The 17,604-nt window shown below is 67.2% G+C and carries 16 protein-coding genes; 14 read left to right on the plus strand and 2 right to left on the minus strand.

Going from position 1 to position 17,604, the window contains the following annotated elements; all coding sequences use genetic code 11:
* The first annotated feature begins 3 nt into the window (after nt 1–3).
* The 7 genes from bhcC to LOS78_RS14830 all read left to right on the plus strand — a co-directional run bounded on the left by bhcC (nt 4) and on the right by LOS78_RS14830 (nt 7,630).
* Complete coding sequence (gene bhcC, locus LOS78_RS14800; RefSeq protein ID WP_230377318.1) at nt 4–1,167, plus strand: 3-hydroxy-D-aspartate aldolase BhcC; 1,164 nt, start codon at nt 4–6, stop codon at nt 1,165–1,167.
* On the plus strand, nt 1,167–2,129 hold the full coding sequence (gene bhcD / locus LOS78_RS14805; protein ID WP_230377319.1) for an iminosuccinate reductase BhcD: 963 nt from the start codon (nt 1,167–1,169) through the stop codon (nt 2,127–2,129). The genes bhcC and bhcD overlap by 1 nt, the downstream gene beginning before the upstream one ends.
* A gap of 41 nt (nt 2,130–2,170) precedes the next feature.
* The gene (locus LOS78_RS14810) at nt 2,171–3,652 is read left to right on the plus strand and encodes a nucleobase:cation symporter-2 family protein (RefSeq protein ID WP_230377320.1); all 1,482 of its coding nucleotides are present in this window, start codon (nt 2,171–2,173) and stop codon (nt 3,650–3,652) included.
* Nucleotides 3,652–4,995, plus strand: a complete 1,344-nt coding sequence (locus tag LOS78_RS14815; RefSeq protein WP_230377321.1) for an 8-oxoguanine deaminase — start codon at nt 3,652–3,654, stop codon at nt 4,993–4,995. Before LOS78_RS14810 ends, LOS78_RS14815 begins: the two co-directional genes overlap by 1 nt.
* A gap of 16 nt (nt 4,996–5,011) precedes the next feature.
* Nucleotides 5,012–5,362: a hydroxyisourate hydrolase gene (uraH, locus tag LOS78_RS14820; protein WP_028712346.1), complete on the plus strand. Its 351-nt coding sequence runs from the start codon at nt 5,012–5,014 to the stop codon at nt 5,360–5,362.
* A gap of 205 nt (nt 5,363–5,567) precedes the next feature.
* A complete protein-coding gene (locus tag LOS78_RS14825) occupies nt 5,568–6,815 on the plus strand; it encodes a urate hydroxylase PuuD (RefSeq protein ID WP_230377322.1) in 1,248 nt (415 codons plus the stop codon).
* Between the two features lie 77 nt (nt 6,816–6,892).
* Nucleotides 6,893–7,630 carry a class I SAM-dependent methyltransferase gene (locus LOS78_RS14830; RefSeq protein WP_230377323.1) on the plus strand — a complete coding sequence of 246 codons (738 nt, stop codon included), beginning with the start codon at nt 6,893–6,895 and terminating at the stop codon, nt 7,628–7,630.
* On the opposite strand, the gene LOS78_RS14835 is transcribed toward LOS78_RS14830, so the two are convergent.
* Nucleotides 7,596–8,492: a LysR family transcriptional regulator gene (locus tag LOS78_RS14835; RefSeq protein WP_230377324.1), complete on the minus strand. Its 897-nt coding sequence runs from the start codon at nt 8,490–8,492 to the stop codon at nt 7,596–7,598. The genes LOS78_RS14830 and LOS78_RS14835 overlap by 35 nt on opposite strands.
* A 118-nt stretch (nt 8,493–8,610) precedes the next feature.
* Between LOS78_RS14835 and xdhA the strand changes: the two genes are divergently transcribed.
* The 4 genes from xdhA to guaD are packed head-to-tail and all read left to right on the plus strand — an operon-like array spanning nt 8,611 to nt 14,370.
* Nucleotides 8,611–10,056, plus strand: a complete 1,446-nt coding sequence (xdhA, locus tag LOS78_RS14840; protein ID WP_230377325.1) for a xanthine dehydrogenase small subunit — start codon at nt 8,611–8,613, stop codon at nt 10,054–10,056.
* A complete protein-coding gene (xdhB, locus tag LOS78_RS14845) occupies nt 10,053–12,365 on the plus strand; it encodes a xanthine dehydrogenase molybdopterin binding subunit (RefSeq protein WP_230377326.1) in 2,313 nt (770 codons plus the stop codon). The genes xdhA and xdhB overlap by 4 nt, the downstream gene beginning before the upstream one ends.
* On the plus strand, nt 12,362–13,105 hold the full coding sequence (gene xdhC, locus LOS78_RS14850) for a xanthine dehydrogenase accessory protein XdhC (RefSeq protein WP_230377327.1): 744 nt from the start codon (nt 12,362–12,364) through the stop codon (nt 13,103–13,105). Before xdhB ends, xdhC begins: the two co-directional genes overlap by 4 nt.
* Nucleotides 13,093–14,370: a guanine deaminase gene (guaD, locus tag LOS78_RS14855; protein ID WP_230377328.1), complete on the plus strand. Its 1,278-nt coding sequence runs from the start codon at nt 13,093–13,095 to the stop codon at nt 14,368–14,370. Before xdhC ends, guaD begins: the two co-directional genes overlap by 13 nt.
* Nucleotides 14,371–14,600: 230 nt before the next feature.
* Here the strand turns inward: guaD and LOS78_RS14860 are convergent, their stop codons facing one another.
* Complete coding sequence (locus LOS78_RS14860; RefSeq protein ID WP_230377329.1) at nt 14,601–14,765, minus strand: hypothetical protein; 165 nt, start codon at nt 14,763–14,765, stop codon at nt 14,601–14,603.
* A gap of 147 nt (nt 14,766–14,912) precedes the next feature.
* Here LOS78_RS14860 and LOS78_RS14865 point away from each other — a divergent pair, with 147 nt between their 5' ends.
* The 3 genes from LOS78_RS14865 to LOS78_RS14875 all read left to right on the plus strand — a co-directional run bounded on the left by LOS78_RS14865 (nt 14,913) and on the right by LOS78_RS14875 (nt 17,321).
* Nucleotides 14,913–15,347 carry a hypothetical protein gene (locus LOS78_RS14865; protein ID WP_230377331.1) on the plus strand — a complete coding sequence of 145 codons (435 nt, stop codon included), beginning with the start codon at nt 14,913–14,915 and terminating at the stop codon, nt 15,345–15,347.
* 56 nt (nt 15,348–15,403) lie between these two features.
* Nucleotides 15,404–15,910 (plus strand): copper chaperone PCu(A)C, encoded by a 507-nt coding sequence (locus tag LOS78_RS14870; protein ID WP_230377332.1) that lies wholly within the window; start codon nt 15,404–15,406, stop codon nt 15,908–15,910.
* A gap of 61 nt (nt 15,911–15,971) precedes the next feature.
* Entirely contained in the window at nt 15,972–17,321 is a 1,350-nt protein-coding gene (locus LOS78_RS14875; RefSeq protein ID WP_230377334.1) for a PepSY domain-containing protein, read from the plus strand.
* The last annotated feature ends 283 nt before the right edge of the window (nt 17,322–17,604 follow it).

Raw genomic sequence — 17,604 nt, forward strand, 5'->3', positions numbered from 1 at the left:
GCCATGAACGCGAAAACGGATTTCTCCGGCTACGAGGTCGGCTACGACATTCCCGCCCTGCCCGGCATGGACGAGAGCGAGATCCAGACGCCCTGCCTGATCCTCGACCTGGACGCGCTGGAGCGCAACGTCAGGAAGATGGGCGACTATGCCAAGGCCCACGGCATGCGCCACCGCAGCCACGGCAAGATGCACAAGTCGGTGGACGTGCAGAAGCTGCAGGAGTCGCTGGGCGGCGCCGTCGGGGTCTGCTGCCAGAAGGTCAGCGAGGCCGAGGTCTTTGCCCGCGGCGGCATCAAGGACGTGCTGGTCACCAACGAGGTGCGCGAGCCGGCCAAGATCGACCGCCTGGCCCGGCTGCCCAAGCTGGGCGCCACGGTGACGGTCTGCGTCGATGACCTGGCCAATATCGCCGACCTCTCGGCCGCCGCGCAGCGCCACGGCACCGAGCTCGGCATCTTCGTCGAGATCGATTGCGGCGCCGGCCGCTGCGGCGTGACCACCAAGGAAGCCGTGGTCGAGATCGCCAAGGCCGCCGATGCCGCCCCGAACCTGACCTTCAAGGGCATCCAGGCCTATCAGGGCGCCATGCAGCACATGGATAGCTTCGAGGACCGCAAGGCCAAGCTGGACGCCGCCATCGCCCAGGTGAAGGAAGCCGTCGAGGCGCTGGAGGCCGAGGGGCTCAAGCCCGAATTCGTCTCGGGCGGCGGCACGGGGTCCTATTATTTCGAAAGCAATTCGGGCGTTTACAACGAATTGCAATGCGGCAGCTACGCCTTCATGGATGCCGATTACGGCCGCATCCACGATGCCGAAGGCAAGCGCATCGACCAGGGCGAATGGGAGAACGCGCTGTTCATCCTGACCTCGGTGATGAGCCACGCCAAGCCGCATCTGGCGGTGGTCGATGCCGGCCTCAAGGCGCAGTCGGTCGATAGCGGCCTGCCCTTCGTCTATGGCCGCGACGACGTGAAATACATCAAGTGCAGCGACGAGCACGGCGTGGTCGAGGACAAGGACGGCGTCCTGAAGGTCAACGACAAGCTGCGGCTGGTGCCGGGCCATTGCGACCCGACCTGCAACGTCCATGACTGGTATGTCGGCGTGCGGAACGGCAAGGTCGAGACGGTCTGGCCGGTCTCGGCGCGCGGGAAGGGCTACTGATGCTCGTCGTCGCCGAAAAGGAAATCGCGGGTCTGATGACCCCCGAGGCGGCCTTCGAGGCCATCGAGGCGGTCTTCGCCTCGATGGCCCGGCGCAAGGCCTACAACTTTCCCGTGGTGCGCGAGGCCATCGGCCATGAGGACGCGCTCTACGGCTTCAAGGGCGGCTTCGACGCCTCGGCCCTGACGCTGGGGCTGAAGGCCGGCGGCTACTGGCCGAACAACCAGAAGCACAACCTGATCAACCACCAGTCCACCGTGTTCCTGTTCGACCCGGATACCGGCCGGGTCTCGGCGGCGGTGGGCGGCAACCTGCTGACGGCGCTGCGCACGGCGGCGGCCTCGGCCGTGTCGATCAAGTATCTGGCGCCCAAGGGCGCCAAGGTGCTGGGCATGATCGGCGCCGGCCACCAGTCCGCCTTCCAGATGCGGGCGGCGGCCAATGTGCACCGGTTCGAGAGGGTCATCGGCTGGAACCCGCATCCCGAGATGCTGTCGCGCCTTGCCGATACCGCGGCCGAGCTGGGCCTGCCCTTCGAGGCGGTCGAGCTGGACCGGCTCGGCACCGAGGCCGATGTGATCATCTCGATCACCTCGTCCTTCTCGCCCCTCTTGATGGATCAGCACGTCAAGGGCCCGACGCATGTCGCGGCCATGGGCACCGACACCAAGGGCAAGCAGGAGCTGGACCCGGCGCTGGTCGCGCGCGCCCGGGTCTTCACCGACGAGGTCGCGCAGTCGGTCAGCATCGGCGAATGCCAGCACGCCATCGCCTCGGGCCTGATCCGCGAGGATCAGATCGGCGAGATCGGCGCCGTGGTGGCGGGCGACAACCCGGGCCGCGGGGATGCCGAGGTCACGATCTTCGACGGCACCGGCGTCGGGTTGCAGGACCTCGCGGTGGCCAAGGCGGTCGTCGAACTGGCGAAACACAAGGGGGTGGCGCAAGAGGTCGAAATCTGACCCGTGCCGCTCGCGTCCTGAACAAGGGAGGATAAGGACGTATGAAAGCAGTTGAAACCAATCCTGGGTTCGACCCGGTCGAGGAGCGCATCGCCGCGCCTCGGCTGCTGGCCCTGGGCTTCCAGCACGTGCTGGTCATGTATGCCGGCGCCATCGCGGTGCCGCTGATCGTCGGCCGCGCCCTGCAGCTTTCGCCGCAGGACGTGGCCTTTCTGATTTCCGCCGACCTGTTCGTCTGCGGGATCGTCACCATCATCCAAAGCTTCGGCGCCACGCAATGGTTCGGCATCAAGCTGCCGGTGATGATGGGCGTGACCTTCGCCGCCGTCGGCCCCATGGTCGCCATCGCCTCATCGAACCCCGGGCAGGAAGGCGCGCGGATGATGTTCGGCGCCATCATGGCGGCGGGCCTCATCTCGATCTTCTTCGCCCCGCTGGTCAGCCGGCTCTTGCGCTTCTTTCCCAGCGTCGTCACCGGCACGGTGATCCTGGTGATCGGCGTCAGCCTGATGCCGGTGGGCATCAACTGGATCTTCGGCCTGCCGGTCGGCCCCACGGCGCCGCAGCTGGTCGATCCCGCCGCCCAGGCCTGGCTGGAGGCCGCCCGCGCCACCGGCGACGTCCCGGAAAGCGTCAAGCTGATGCCGACCGTGCCCAACCCGGAATACGCCTCGCTGTCGCGCATCCTGATCGGCATCACCGTGCTGGCGGCGATCCTGGTGATCGCGCGCTACGCCCGGGGCTTCGTCGCCAATATCGCGGTGCTGCTCGGCATCGTCATCGGCGGGCTGCTGGCGGCGGTCATGGGCATGATGCATTTCGACGGCATCGCCGAGGCCGCCTGGTTCGCGCCGATCAAGCCCCTGCATTTCGGCATGCCGATCTTTGACCCGGTGATGATCCTGACCATGCTGCTGGTCATGTTCGTGACCATGATCGAATCGACCGGCATGTTCCTGGCGCTTTCCGACATCTGCGGCCGCAGGATGACGCCCAAGGCGCTGTCGGCCGGGCTGCGCGTGGACGGGCTGGGCACCGCGATCGGCGGGCTGTTCAACACCTTCCCCTATACCTCCTTCAGCCAGAACGTCGGTCTGGTGGGCGTGACCGGCGTGCGCTCGCGCTTCGTCTGCGTGGCGGGCGGCGCGATCATGATCGTGCTGGGCCTGATCCCCAAGATGGGCGCGCTGGTCGAATCGCTGCCGACCACGGTGCTGGGCGGCGCGGGGCTGGTGATGTTCGGCATGGTCGCCGCGACCGGCATCCGCATCCTCTCGACGGTGGACTTCAAGGGCAACAAGCACAACCTGTTCATCGTCGCCGTCTCGCTGGGCCTCGGCATGGTCCCGATGATCGCGCCCGACTTCAACCAGTGGCTGCCGCATTCGCTGCACACGCTGATCCATTCCGGCATCCTGCTGGCCGCCGTGGCCGCCGTGCTGCTGAACTGGTTCTTCAACGGCGCCCCGCATGCCAGCGACGAGGAGATCGCCGCCGCAGCCCACGCCGCCGAGGCGCATTGATGACGAAACGCCTGCTCATCAGGGGCGCCGAAGTGGTGGTCACCATGGACGGCGCCCGGCGCGAGATCGCAGGCGGGGACATCCTGATCGACGGCGGGGTCATCTCCGCCGTCGGCCCGGGTCTTTCCGCCGAAGGCGCCGAGATCGTCGAGGCCGGGGGCTGCGTCGTCACCCCCGGCTTCGTCAACACCCATCACCACCTGTTCCAGACGTTGACCCGCGCCGTGCCTGCCGCGCAGGATGCGGCGCTGTTCGGCTGGCTGCGCACCCTCTATCCGATCTGGGGCCGCATGGGCCCCGAGGATATCCGGCTCTCCACCCGGATCGGCCTGGCCGAACTGGCGCTCTCGGGCTGCACCTGTTCCTCGGACCACCTCTACCTGTTCCCGAACGGCGCCCGGCTCGACGACAGCATCGAGGCCGCCTCGGAAATCGGCATCCGCTTCACCGCCACCCGCGGCGCCATGTCGATCGGCGAGTCCAAGGGCGGCCTGCCCCCCGACGCCCTGGTCGAGGACGAGGCCGCGATCCTGAAGGACAGCGAGCGCCTGGTCGCGGCCTTCCACGATCCGGATCCCGGCGCCATGGTGCAAGTGGGCCTCGCCCCCTGCTCGCCCTTCTCGGTCAGCCGGGAACTCATGCGCGACGCCGCCATCCTCGCCCGCGAGAAAGGCGTGCGGCTGCACACCCATCTGGCGGAAAACGACGAGGACATCGCCTATTCGCTGGAAAACTTCGGCATGCTGCCCGGCGACTATGCCGAAAGCCTGGGCTGGACCGGCGACGATGTCTGGCACGCGCATTGCGTGAAGCTGTCGGAGAAGGAAATCGACCTCTTCGCCCGCACCGGCACCGGGGTCGCGCATTGCCCCTGTTCGAACGCGCGCCTCGCCTCGGGCATCGCCCCGGTGCGCCGGATGCGCGACGCGGGCGTGCCGGTCGGCTTGGGCGTCGACGGCTCGGCCAGCAACGATTGCAGCCATCTGGGACTCGAGGCGCGGCAGGCCATGCTGGTCGCCCGCCTCAAGGACGGCCCCGCCGCCCTCGGCGCCCGCGAGGCGCTGGAGATCGCCACGCTCGGCGGCGCCCGGGTGCTGGGCCGCAGCGATATCGGCGCGCTGGAACCCGGCAAACGCGCCGATCTGGTGCTCTGGGACGTCTCGGAACTGCCGGCCGCCGGCCAATGGGACCCGGTGGCCGCGCTGGTCTTCTGCGCCCCGATCCGCCCGCGCGCGGTCTATGTGGAAGGCCGCGCCGTGGTGCAGGATCACCACCTGCTGACCGCAGACCCGAATCGCCTGAACGAACAGGCCCGCGCCGCCATCTCCCGGCTCGCGGATTGACAAGGAAAGGACGAAAATGCCCGGTTACCTCACCACCCATGTGCTCGACACCGCCAACGGCACGCCCGCGCAGGGCATGCGGATCGAACTCTACCGCCTCGACCCCGAGCGCCGGCTGATCGCCGAGACCGTCACCAACCACGACGGCCGCACCGACAGGCATATCCTGCCCGAGGCGGAATTCCAGACCGGCGAATACGAACTGGTCTTCCATGTCGGCGCCTGGCTCGACGCCCAGGGACATCAGGCGGCCAAGCCCCGCTTCCTCGACCAGGTGCCCTTGCGCTTCGGCATGTCGGAACAGGACCATTACCATGTGCCGCTGCTGATCTCGCCCTACGGCTTCTCGACCTATCGCGGCAGCTGAGCCGCCGGCGCTTTCTCGGTTTTCCAAATACCCTGGGGGTGAAAGGCCCGGCACGGGCCTGAGGGGGCAAAGCCCCCTCTTTTTCGTTTCCGCAAGGCCCGGCAAAAGATTTTCAACGCATCGTTAAGACAGCAAGGGGAAATGCGTGAATACTCGCAACCCCGCGAAGCGGCTAGTCTTTCCCCAGCTAGACAGGAGACAGAACATGTCCGATTTCGCCGTCATGTGGGATTGGCTCGCCTTTGCCATCCGCTGGACGCATGTCGTCACCGCCATCTGCTGGATCGGCTCGTCCTTCTATTTCGTCGCCCTCGACCTGGGGTTGCGCAAGGTGCCCGGCCTGCCGCCCGGCGCGCATGGCGAGGAATGGCAGGTCCATGGCGGCGGCTTCTACCACATCCAGAAATACCTGGTCGCGCCCGAGCGGATGCCCGAGCATCTGATCTGGTTCAAATGGGAAAGCTACATGACCTGGATCTCGGGGGCGGCGCTCCTGATGGTCACCTATTGGGTCGGCTCCGAGCTGTTCCTGATCGACCCCGCCAAGATGGATCTGGCGCCCTGGCAGGCCATCCTGATCTCGGCCGGCTCGCTGTCCATCGGCTGGCTCATCTATACCAACCTGTGCAAGTCGAAGCTGGGCGAAACCCCGACCCTGCTGATGCTGATCCTGTTCGCGCTGCTCATGGTCATGGGCTGGGCCTATAACCAGGTCTTCACCGGCCGCGCGGTCATGCTGCATCTGGGCGCCTTCACGGCGACGATCATGACGGCGAACGTGTTCTTCGTCATCATGCCGAACCAGCGCATCGTCGTCGCCGACCTCAAGGCCGGGCGTCCCGCCGATCCGAAATACGGCAAGATCGCCAAGCTGCGCTCGACGCATAACAACTACCTGACCCTGCCGGTCGTCTTCCTGATGCTGTCGAACCACTATCCGCTGTCCTTCGCCACGGAATACAACTGGGTGATCGCGGGGCTGGTCTTCCTGATGGGCGTGACCATCCGGCATTTCTTCAACACCATGCATGCCGGCGGCGGCATGAAGTGGTGGACCTGGGCGGTGACCACCATCCTGTTCATCGTCGTCATGTGGCTCTCGACCGCGCCGATGTTCCGCCAGACGCTGGAGGAATCCGAGGCCCGCGTCCTGACGCCCACGCAGCAGGCCATGGTCGATGCGCCCGGCTGGGACGAGGCCTATGCAGCGGTCATGGGCCGCTGCAGCATGTGCCACGCCCGCGAGCCGGGCTACGAGGGCATCCATACCGCACCCAAGGGCGTCCTGCTGGAGACCCCCGACGACATCACCCGCGCCGCGCGCGAGATCTATATCCAGGCCGGCGTGACCGATGCCATGCCGCCCGCCAATGTCAGCTTCATGGAGCCGCAGGAACGCCAGGCGATCATCGACTGGTATCGTGGCCTGCCCAGGACCTTTGCGCTGAACTGACCGGCCGTCGCCGCGGGGTTTGCCCATGCCCCGCCGATCGGCTAATACGCTTCTCCGCCGAACCCGGGGAGAAGAGCATGGACAGCAGCAACGGCTGGGACGCTTCCGCCGAGGCCTGGATCGCCGACATGGGCGAGACCGGCGATTTCTCGCGCCGCCATGTGCTCGACGCGCCGATGCTGGCCCGCATCCGCGGCCGCGGCTTCCGCAACGCGCTGGACGTGGGCTGCGGCGAGGGGCGCTTCTGCCGGATGCTCGGTGCCGAGGGCATCGCGGCGACCGGCATCGACCCGACCCCGAAGCTGATCGAGACCGCGCGCAGCCGCGACCGCGCCGGCACCTATCTGCAGGCCCGGGCCGAGGCCCTGCCCCTGCCCGATGCCGGATTCGACCTGGTGGTCAGCTACCTGACGCTCATCGACATCGACGACATCCGCGCCGCCATCGCCGAGATGGTGCGCGTCCTGCGTCCGGGCGGCAGCCTGCTGATCGCCAACCTGAACTCCTTCAGCACGGCGGGCGGCTGGAACGGCGATCCCGGCTCGGGCTACCTGATCGACAATTACCTCGAGGAACGCGCGGAATGGGTCAGCTGGCGCGGCATCCTGATCCGCAACTGGCACCGGCCTTTCCATGCCTATATGCAGGTGCTGCTGGCGCAGGGGCTGCGGCTGGTGCATTTCGACGAGCCCGCCCCGCAGGGCGGTGAGCCGCGGCAGGTGGCGCGCTATCGCCGCGCCCCCTATCTGCACGTCATGGAATGGCAGCGGGACGAGGCGGTCAGGCGAACAGACCCCGCACCTCCCGCGCGATGAAATCGGCGAACAGCCGCACCTTCGGGTCCTGCAGGCGGCGATGCGGCGTCAGCACGCCGAATTGCGAGGGAATCGGCGGGTAGTCCGGCAGCACCTCGACCAGCTGCCCCGCGACCAGATGCTCAGCCACCTCGTAGCGGGGGCGATTGACGATCCCCCTGCCCCCCAGCGCCCAGTTGCTCAGCACGTCGCCGTCGTCGGCGTCGAACTTGCCGTTCACCAGCAGCTTCTGCGGCCCCTCGGGGGTCTGCAGCACCCAGTAATATTCCGGGCTGCGCGGATAGCGCAGCAGCAGGCAGTTATGCGCGGTCAGGTCCTCGGGGCGCTCGGGGCGGCCATGCGCCTCCAGATACGCCGGGGTCGCCACCAGCACCCGCCGGCATTCCGCGATCCGCCGCCATTTCAGCGCCGAATCCTGCGGCTCGCCCAGGAAGAAGGCCAGGTCGATCCCGTCGGCGATGATGTCCACGTTGCGGTCCGACAGCCGCAGCCGCACCTCGACGCCGGGATATTCGTCGCAGAATTTCGGCACCAGGGGCGCGATCAGCCGCCGCCCCAGGCCCAGGGGCGCCGTCACCCGCAAGGCGCCATGCGGCATGCCGGAAAAGCCCGAGACCACCGCCTCGGCCTCGTCCAGCGTCTCGATCACCCGCCGGGCATTGTCGTAGAAGGCCCGCCCCACCTCGGTCGGCACCAGCTTGCGCGTGGTGCGGTTCAGAAGCCGCACCCCGTAGCGCGTCTCCAGGTCCTTGATGCGGTTCGAGGCCACCGCCGGCGACATGCGCAGGTCGCGCCCGCCGGCGGTGATCGAGCCCAGTTCGACCACCCGGACGAAGACCCGCAGACTTTCAAGATATGGCATGGCTTCAACCCGCCTCTTTCAAGGAATCGCTGAAAGTCTTATGCTCAATCCGAGATTTCGCAAAGAGCAATTCGCATCTAGGCTTTTCCCATACCCAGCCATCCCGAGCGAGGACCGAATGGGCCACGAATTGCGCTTTCTTCTGAACAATACCGAGATCCGCCTGACCGAGGCGGGCTCGCGCGACACGCTGCTGGACTTCCTGCGGCTGAACCGCCGTCTGACCGGCACCAAGGAGGGCTGCGCCGAAGGCGATTGCGGCGCCTGCACGGTGCTGGTCGGCCGCCTGCATGAAGGCCGGCTGCATTACGAACCGATCAACGCCTGCATCCGCTTCCTGGCCTCGTGCCACGGCTGCCATGTCGTCACCGTCGAGCATCTGCGCGGCGCCGATGGCGGGCTGCACCCGGTCCAGGCCGCCATGGTCGAGCATCACGGCAGCCAATGCGGCTTCTGCACGCCGGGCTTCGTCATGGCGCTTTACGGGCTGTGGATGCAGAACCCGCGCCCCGACATGCTGGCGATCGAGACGGCGCTGCAGGGCAACCTGTGCCGCTGCACCGGCTACGAGCCGATCGTGAAGGCCGCCTTCGCCGCCTCGGAAGCCGGCGGGCAGCACATGGACGCGCTGACCGTCGAGCGCGACCGCGTCACCGCCGCCCTGCAAGCCATCCCGGCCGAGCGGGTCGAGGTCTCGCGCGGCGAGGACCGCGCCATCCTGCCGGCCGATGCCGCCGACCTCGCGCAGGTGCTGGCCGAGAACCCCAAGGCGACCATCGTCGCCGGCGCCACGGACGTGGGCCTGTGGGTGACGAAATTCCTGCGCGACATCTCTCCGGCCGTGTTCATCGGCCATCTGCAGGACCTCAAGCGGATCGAACTCGCGGACGGCCGGATCACCATCGGCGCCGGCGTGACCTATACCGAGTTCGAGCCCTTCCTGCGCGAACATTTCCCCGAGGCGGTGGATTACTGGCTGCGCATCGGCGGCTGGCAGGTCAGGAACGCCGGCACCATCGGCGGCAATGTCGCCAACGGCTCGCCCATCGGCGAGACGCCGCCCCTGCTGATCGCGCTGGGGGCCACGCTGCGGCTGCGCAGCGCCGGGGGCACCCGCGAATTGCCCATCGAGGATTATTTTATCGAATACGGCAAGCAGGACCGCCGCCCCGGCGAATTCGTCGAGGCGATCACCGTGCCGCTGAAGGGCGAGGCGAAGATCGCCGCCTACAAGGTCAGCAAGCGCCATCACGCCGACATCACCGCCTCGGCCGCCGCGTTCCGGGTGGAAACCGACGGCGCCACGATCATCGACGCGCGCGTGGCCTTCGGCGGCATGGCCGCGACGCCGAAACGCGCCACCCAGGCCGAGGCGGCGCTGAAGGGCCAACCCTTCACCGCCGAGACCTTCGAGGCCGCCGCGCGTGCGGTCGCAAACGACTTCCAGCCGCTCAGCGACTGGCGGGCCAGCAAGGAATATCGCCAGCAACTCGCCGCCAACTTCTTCCGCCGCTTCTGGCTTGAACAGCAGGGCGCAGACCACCGCCTGAGGAGGGTCGAATGAAACAGGACGTTTTCGTCAAGGGCGCCGCCCATACCCCCATCATCCACGACTCGGCCGTGAAACATGTCACCGGCCAGGCCGATTACACCGACGACCTGCTGGAGCCGGTCGGCACGCTGCACGCCTATCTGGGCCTTTCCACCGTCGCGCATGGCCGCATCGTCTCGATGGATCTCGACGCGGTGCGCAAGGCCCCCGGCGTGCATCTGGTGCTGACCGCCGCGGACATTCCCGGCCATAACGACATCTCGCCCACCGGGCTGCACGACGAGCCGCTGCTGGCCGAGGACGAGGTGCAGTTCCATGGCCAGCCGATCTTCGCCGTGGTGGCCGAGACCCGCGACCAGGCCCGCCGCGCCTGCCAGCTGGCCCGCGTGGAATACGAGGAACTGCCCTTCGCCATCGACGCCATCTCGGCCCGCGACGCCGGGCTGGGCTATGTGACCAAGCCGCTGAAGCTCAAGCGCGGCGACATGGCCGAAATGGACCGCGCGCCCCGGCGCATGTCCGGCCGGCTGACGGTCGGCGGGCAGGAACATTTCTACCTGGAAAGCCAGATCGCCTTCTCGATCCCCGGCGAGGACGACGAGGTCACGGTCAACGTCTCGACCCAGCATCCCAGCGAGGTGCAGCACATGGTCGCCCATGTGCTGGGCGTGCCCTCGAACGCCGTGGTGGTGAACGTGCGCCGCATGGGCGGCGGCTTCGGCGGCAAGGAATCGCAGATGAACCCCTTCGCCTGCATCTCGGCACTGGCGGCCAAGAAGCTCAAGCGCGCCGTCAAGCTGCGCCCCGACCGCGACGACGATTTCTCGATCACCGGCAAGCGCCACGATTTCGTCATCGACTACGAGGTGGGCTATGACGAGACCGGCAAGATCCACGCCGTCGATGCCGATTTCTATGCCCGCTGCGGCTTTTCCGCGGACCTCTCCGGGCCGGTGACCGACCGGGCGCTGTTCCATGCCGACAACGCCTATTACTACCCGGCGGTCGAGCTGCGCAGCCATCCGATGAAGACCAACACCTGCTCGAACACCGCCTTCCGCGGCTTCGGCGGCCCGCAAGGGGTGGTCATGGCCGAGCGCATCGTCGAGGACATCGCCTATCAGCTCGGCCGCGACCCGCTGGAGATCCGCAAGCTGAACCTCTACGAGAACGGCCAGCTCACCCCCTATCACCAGGAGGTCGAGGACCAGATCCTGCCGCGCATCTTCGAGGAGCTGGAGGCCAGCAGCGACTATCACGCCCGCCGCCAGGCGGTGCTGGACTGGAACGCGCGCGCCGAAAGCGAGGGCGGCGCGATCCGCAAGGGCATCGCCCTGACCCCGGTCAAGTTCGGCATCAGCTTCACCGCGACCTGGTACAACCAGGCCGGCGCACTGATCCACATCTATTCCGACGGCTCGATCCACCTGAACCACGGCGGCACCGAGATGGGCCAGGGCCTGAACACCAAGGTCGCGCAGGTGGTGGCCGAGGCGCTGGGGGTCAGCATCGACCGCATCAGGATCACCAAGACGACGACCGAGAAGGTGCCGAACACCTCGGCCACCGCCGCCTCCTCGGGCTCGGACCTGAACGGCATGGCGGCGCTGGACGCCTGCCGGCAATTGATCGAGCGGCTGACCGCCTTCGCCGCCGAAGCCAGGGGCGTGCCGCCCGAACTGGTCAGCATCGGCGAGACGGTGCAGATCGGCAACGAGGAAATGCCCTTCGAGGATTTCATCAACACCGCCTATCTGGCGCGGATCCAGCTGTCGGCGGCGGGCTTCTACAAGACCCCCAAGATCCACTGGAACCGCGACACCGGGCAGGGCCGGCCGTTCTATTACTTCGCCTATGGCGCCGCCTGTTCCGAGGTCTCGGTCGACACGCTGACCGGCGAATATGTCATCGAGCGCGCCGACGTGCTGCATGACGTGGGCCGCAGCCTGAACCCGGCGCTGGACAAGGGCCAGGTCGAGGGCGCCTTCGTGCAGGGCACCGGCTGGCTGACCAGCGAGGAACTCTGGTGGGACCAGAAGGGCCGGCTGCGCACCCACGCCCCCTCGACCTACAAGATCCCGCTGGCCTCGGACCGCCCCAAGGTCTTCAACGTCGCATTGGCCGACTGGTCGGTGAACCGCGAGGCGACGATCAAGCGGTCGAAAGCGGTGGGCGAGCCGCCCTTCATGCTGGGCATCTCGGTCTTCCAGGCGCTGAACATGGCGGTGGCGAGCTTCAACGGCTACCGCGAAAACCCGCGCATCGACGCGCCCGCCACCCCCGAGCGCGTGCTGATGGCCATCGAGCGGCTGCGGCCATGATCCGGGTCGAGATCACCCGCACCCGCGGCTCCTCGCCGCGCGAGAAAGGGGCGGCGATGTTCGTCACCCCCGAGGGATTGACCGGCACCATCGGCGGCGGCCAGCTGGAATACATGGCCATCGACCGCGCCCGGCAGATGCTGGCACGCGGCGAGACCGCCGCCCGCATGGACGTGCCCCTGGGTCCCGAGATCGGCCAATGCTGCGGCGGAAGGGTCGAGCTTGCCCTGACCCGCGTGGCCGAAGCCCCGGCCGGCCCCGAGCATCCGCAGGTGCTGATCTTCGGCGCCGGCCATGTCGGCCGGGCGCTCGCCAAGGCCCTGGCGCTCCTGCCGCTGCGCCCGGTCCTGATCGACCAGCGCGCAAGCGAACTGGCGCAAGTGACAGGCGAGACCCGCCTGACCCCCCTGCCCGAGGCCGAGATCCGCAATGCCCCCTTCGGCACCAGCCACATCATCGTCACCCATGACCACGCGCTGGACTTCCTGCTGGCGGCCGAGGCGCTGCGCCGCCTGGACGCGCCCTATATCGGCATGATCGGCAGCCGGACGAAACTGGCGCAGTTCCGCCGCTTCGCCCGCGCCCAAGGGCTCGACACCGACCGGCTGACCTGCCCCATCGGCGCCGGCTGGTCGCGCGACAAGCGCCCCGAGGTCATCGCCGCCTTCACCGCCGCCGAGATCATCGGCCGCCTGACCGAAACCGTTTCACCGTTTGAAAAATACTCATGCGACAGCTGATCCGGGGGCGCACGCTCTCCTTCCACGCCGACCCCGCCGAGGTCGAGAACGCCTTCACCTATCACGAGGACGGCGCCGTCATCACCGAGAACGGCAAGATCGCGGCCATCGGCGACTATGCCAGCCTGCGCGACCCCGCCCTGCCGGAGATCGACCACCGGCCGCACCTGATCCTGCCCGGCTTCATCGACACCCATATCCATTTCCCGCAGGTGCAGGTGATCGCCAGCTGGGGGGCGCAGCTGCTCGACTGGCTCAACACCTATACCTTCCCCGAGGAATCGCGCTTCGCCCAGCAGGGCCATGCGCCGCTGATGGCCGAGAAGTTCCTCGACCTGCTGCTTTCGCACGGCACCACCACCGTCGTCGCCTTCTGCTCGGTACATCCGCAATCGGCCGAGGCGCTGTTCCAGGCCGCCGAGGCGCGGGACATGGCGATGGTCGCCGGCAAGGTGATGATGGACCGCAATGCCCCCGAGGCGGTTCTGGACACCCCGCAACAGGGCTATGACGACAGCAAGCGGCTGATCGAAACATGGCACGGCCGCGGCCGCCTGCGCTATGCCATCACCCCGCGCTTCGCCATCACCTCGACGCCCGAGCAGATGGAGATGACCGGGCAACTGGTGCGCGAACATCCCGATTGCCATATCCAGACGCATCTGTCCGAGAACAAGGACGAGATCGCCTTCACCCTCAGCCTCTATCCGCAGGCGCGCGACTATCTCGACATCTACGAGACCTATGGGTTGCTTTCGGATAAGCTGCTGCTCGGCCATTCCATCCACCTGGAACCGCGCGAGATCGCCCGCATGGCCGAGACCGGTTCGCGCGCGGTGTTCTGCCCGACCTCGAACCTGTTCCTGGGCTCGGGCCTTTTCGACGAGGCGGGCCTGCGCGCCGCGGGCGTGGTCAGCGGCATCGCCACCGATGTCGGCGGCGGCACCAGCTACTCGATGCTACAGACCCTGAACGAGGGCTACAAGATCCTGCAGCTGCGCGGCCAGAAGCTGCATCCCTATGCCGCCTTCCACTGGGTGACGCGCGGCAATGCCCTGGCGCTCGGCATGGCCGACCGCATCGGCACGCTCGACCCCGGCAGCGATGCCGACCTGGTGGTGCTCGACAGCCGCGCCACGCCTGCGATGGCGCTGCGCATGGACCGGGCCGAGACCCTGGCCGAAGAGCTTTTCATCCTGCAGATCCTCGGCGACGACCGCGCCATCGCCCAGACCTATGTTGCCGGAAAACCGATGCTCGGGTGAGGTGGGGACTAAGGGTGCCAAAGAAAGGATAAGCATGCGCAAGCGAAAGCAATCGTGTGCGCAAGGCCGTCAAGCGGATTTTCTCCGGCGGGCTGATTTGCACCAGCAGATCGGCCACTTCGCTGCGATCGTAGATGCGCGCGCTGCGGCCCGCCGGGACGATTCCGCGCGCATCAAGGGAAACCGGCAAAGACCCCATATTCCAATGAATCAATGACTTAGAGATACCGTCACCACCTGGTGGACTGGCCGATGGTCACCACGCGTTCGGGCGCGTCGTCGAACACGAGGGTCTGGCCGCAATTCCCGATGGAAAGCGGATAATCGGTCGCCGGCGCCATGCCCGCCGCAAGACCGCAGATCGCAACAGCGCCGAAACGGCTTCTGAGGGCCATTCTCTGTCTCCGATGAGGGGAAAAACGCTCACCGGACAGCCCAGCCCTGGAAAAGGGCGCGCATCAGCAGCAATATCGCCAGGAAAACTCAGACGTCTGGCGCGCGTGCCGCATCGCGCGCTATAGAGACAGGGGAAAGGGTTTTCGGTGAGCAGAATCGCGCCATCATCTGCACGCGTTCGTCCGGCTTGCGGCCGGGTGCTGGCGCTGCTCATGGTGCTGCCCTTCGTGCTGCTGTCGCTGATGGCGCAAGGCACGATGGTCGCGGCCGGGCCGACGCCGCAAAGCTTCATGGTGGTGCTTTGCGCCGATCACCTGCCGGTCGAGATGGTGCTGGATGATGACGGCAGCGTCATTACGGCCGATGAATACCGCGCCCGGCAGGATGCGCCCATCCCCAGGACGCCGAAGCCGCCCTGCGACTGGTCGGCCCACGCCCAGCCGGTTCTGGAGACGGCGCCCACGGTGCAATCGGCCAAGCCGGATGCACCCCGTCCCGCCGAACCGGCACCCGCCCATGACTTGCGCATCCTGCGCGCGCAGGTGCTTGCCCCCTCCGCCCGGGGGCCGCCCGCCGTCTGATCCTCGCCATCGCCCACTGGGGGCGGTGAAGGCAGTTCCAGACACGAGATAGAACCATGAAATCCAGAATTCTGGCCGCCCCGATGCTGGGCGCGCTTTTCCTTGGCCTCCTTGCCGCCTCGGCCTCGGCCGATCCCGTAACGCATGGAGATCTGCGACTTTCGGACGGCTATGTCCGCGCCATGCCGCCCAATGCGCCGGTGGCAGGCGGCTATGTCACCATCGCCAACAAGGGCAGCCAGGACGACCGCCTGGTCGCGGCCCGTTCGCCGCGGGCGGGCGCGGTGCAGATCCACGAGATGACCATGAACGGCGACGTGATGAAGATGCGCGAACTGCCCGATGGCCTGCCGGTCCCGGCGGGCGGCTCGGTCGAGCTGAAGCCCGGCGGCTATCACCTGATGTTCATGCAGGTCGCGGAACCCTTTGCCGAGGGCGAGACCGTCGAGGCGACGCTGGTCTTCGAGAAGGCGGGCGAAATCGCCCTGCCGTTCGCGGTGCGCGCCATGAATGCCGCGCCCGCAGGCCACCAGGGCCACGCCTCGGATCATTCGGGCCATTGAGCGCCCGCTCCCAGCCAATATCGGCCCTGCCTCGGCGGGCCGCCGCATGTGCGAGGACTCCATGTCTGCAATTCCCGATACCGCTCGCCAGGGTGTGGGCGATCTCTATCGCGCCGTCTGGCGCTGGCATTTCTACGCCGGGCTGCTGGTGCTGCCCTTCATGATCACGCTGTCGATCACCGGCGCGATGTATGTCTTCCGCGACGAGATCGATAACTGGTATCACGCCGACCTCAAGCGCGTGCAGGTGCAGGACAGCCAGAGGCTGGCACCGACCGCGCAGGTCGCCTCGGCCCTGGATGCGGTTCCGGGCACGGCGGTCAAATACACCGACCCGGCCGACCCCGGCGCCTCGACCGAGGTCACCGTCAGCACGGATCGCGGCAGGATGGCGGTCTATGTGAACCCCTATAACGGCTTGGTGCTGGGCGCGATGCCGGATCGTTCGACGATCATGTGGACGGTCCGCACGCTGCACAGCTTCAAGTATTTCGGCACCTGGACGCGCTATCTCATCGAGATCGCGGCGGGCTGGTCGATCCTGCTGGTCGGCACCGGCATCTGGCTGTGGTGGCCGCGCGGGCAGAAGGGCGGCATCGTCTCGGTCCGGGGCCGGCCGCAGCGGCGGGTATTCTGGCGCGACCTGCATGCGGTGACGGGGCTGTTCGTGGGCTTCTTCATCGTCTTCCTGGCCGTCACGGGCATGCCCTGGTCGGGGGTCTGGGGCGGCAAGGTGAACGAATGGGCCAACGGCAATAATTTCGGCTATCCGAACGGAGTGCGGGTGAACGTGCCGATGTCGCAGCAGAAGCTGGATGAGATTGCCAAGACCTCCTGGTCGCTGGAACAGGCGCAGATCCCTGAGAGCCCGGCGCCCGGCGGCACCCCGATCACGCTGGACGATGCGGTCGCGGCCTTCGACCGGCTGGGCCTGCATCGCGGCTATGCCGTCGGCCTGCCGCAAAAGCCCGAAGGCGTGTTCAGCGGCTCGGTCTATCCCGACAACCTGAGCCGGCAGCGCGTGGTGCATCTGGACCAGTATGGCGGGCAGCCGCTGCTGGACATGGGCTATGCCGATTACGGCCCGCTGGGGAAATGGCTGGAATGGGGCATCAACACCCATATGGGCCAGACCTTCGGCGTGCTGAACCAGATCATCCTGCTGGCGGCCTGCGCGGCCATCGTGCTGCTGGCCGTCTCGGCGGCGGTGATGTGGTGGAAGCGCAGGCCCTCGGGTTCGCTCGGCGTGCCGCCGCTGCCGCAGGACCGGCGGGTGTTTCGCGGCCTGATCGCGATCCTCGCGGTCGGCGGCGTGATCTTCCCGCTGGTCGGTGCCTCGCTGCTGGTCATGCTGGCGCTGGACATGGCCTATGTCCGGCTGTCGAGGCGTAACCCCGCGGTCGCGGCCTGATCCGATCTACCGCCGTGTCCACAGTGACTTCTCCCTCGCGCGGCTCCGATCGGGCTGCGCGAGAAACCCGCACAAAGATGTGTCATGTCACCCTAGCACTACTTTGGCAGAAGTCTGTTGAGCATTTTTCGCCACTTCCTACGGCAGTGGGGACAGCTGGGCGGCGAGTGACTGAGCTGGATCAAGATCGTCTGGCTGATAGCTGGCAGGCTCGGTCGCGGCGGGGCAGCTGGGGCCCTTTTTTCCGACCCGCTGCCTTCAGGCGTCGGGCTTGCAGGAAGGC

The organism is Paracoccus sp. MA (assembly GCF_020990385.1).
GTDB lineage: Bacteria > Pseudomonadota > Alphaproteobacteria > Rhodobacterales > Rhodobacteraceae > Paracoccus.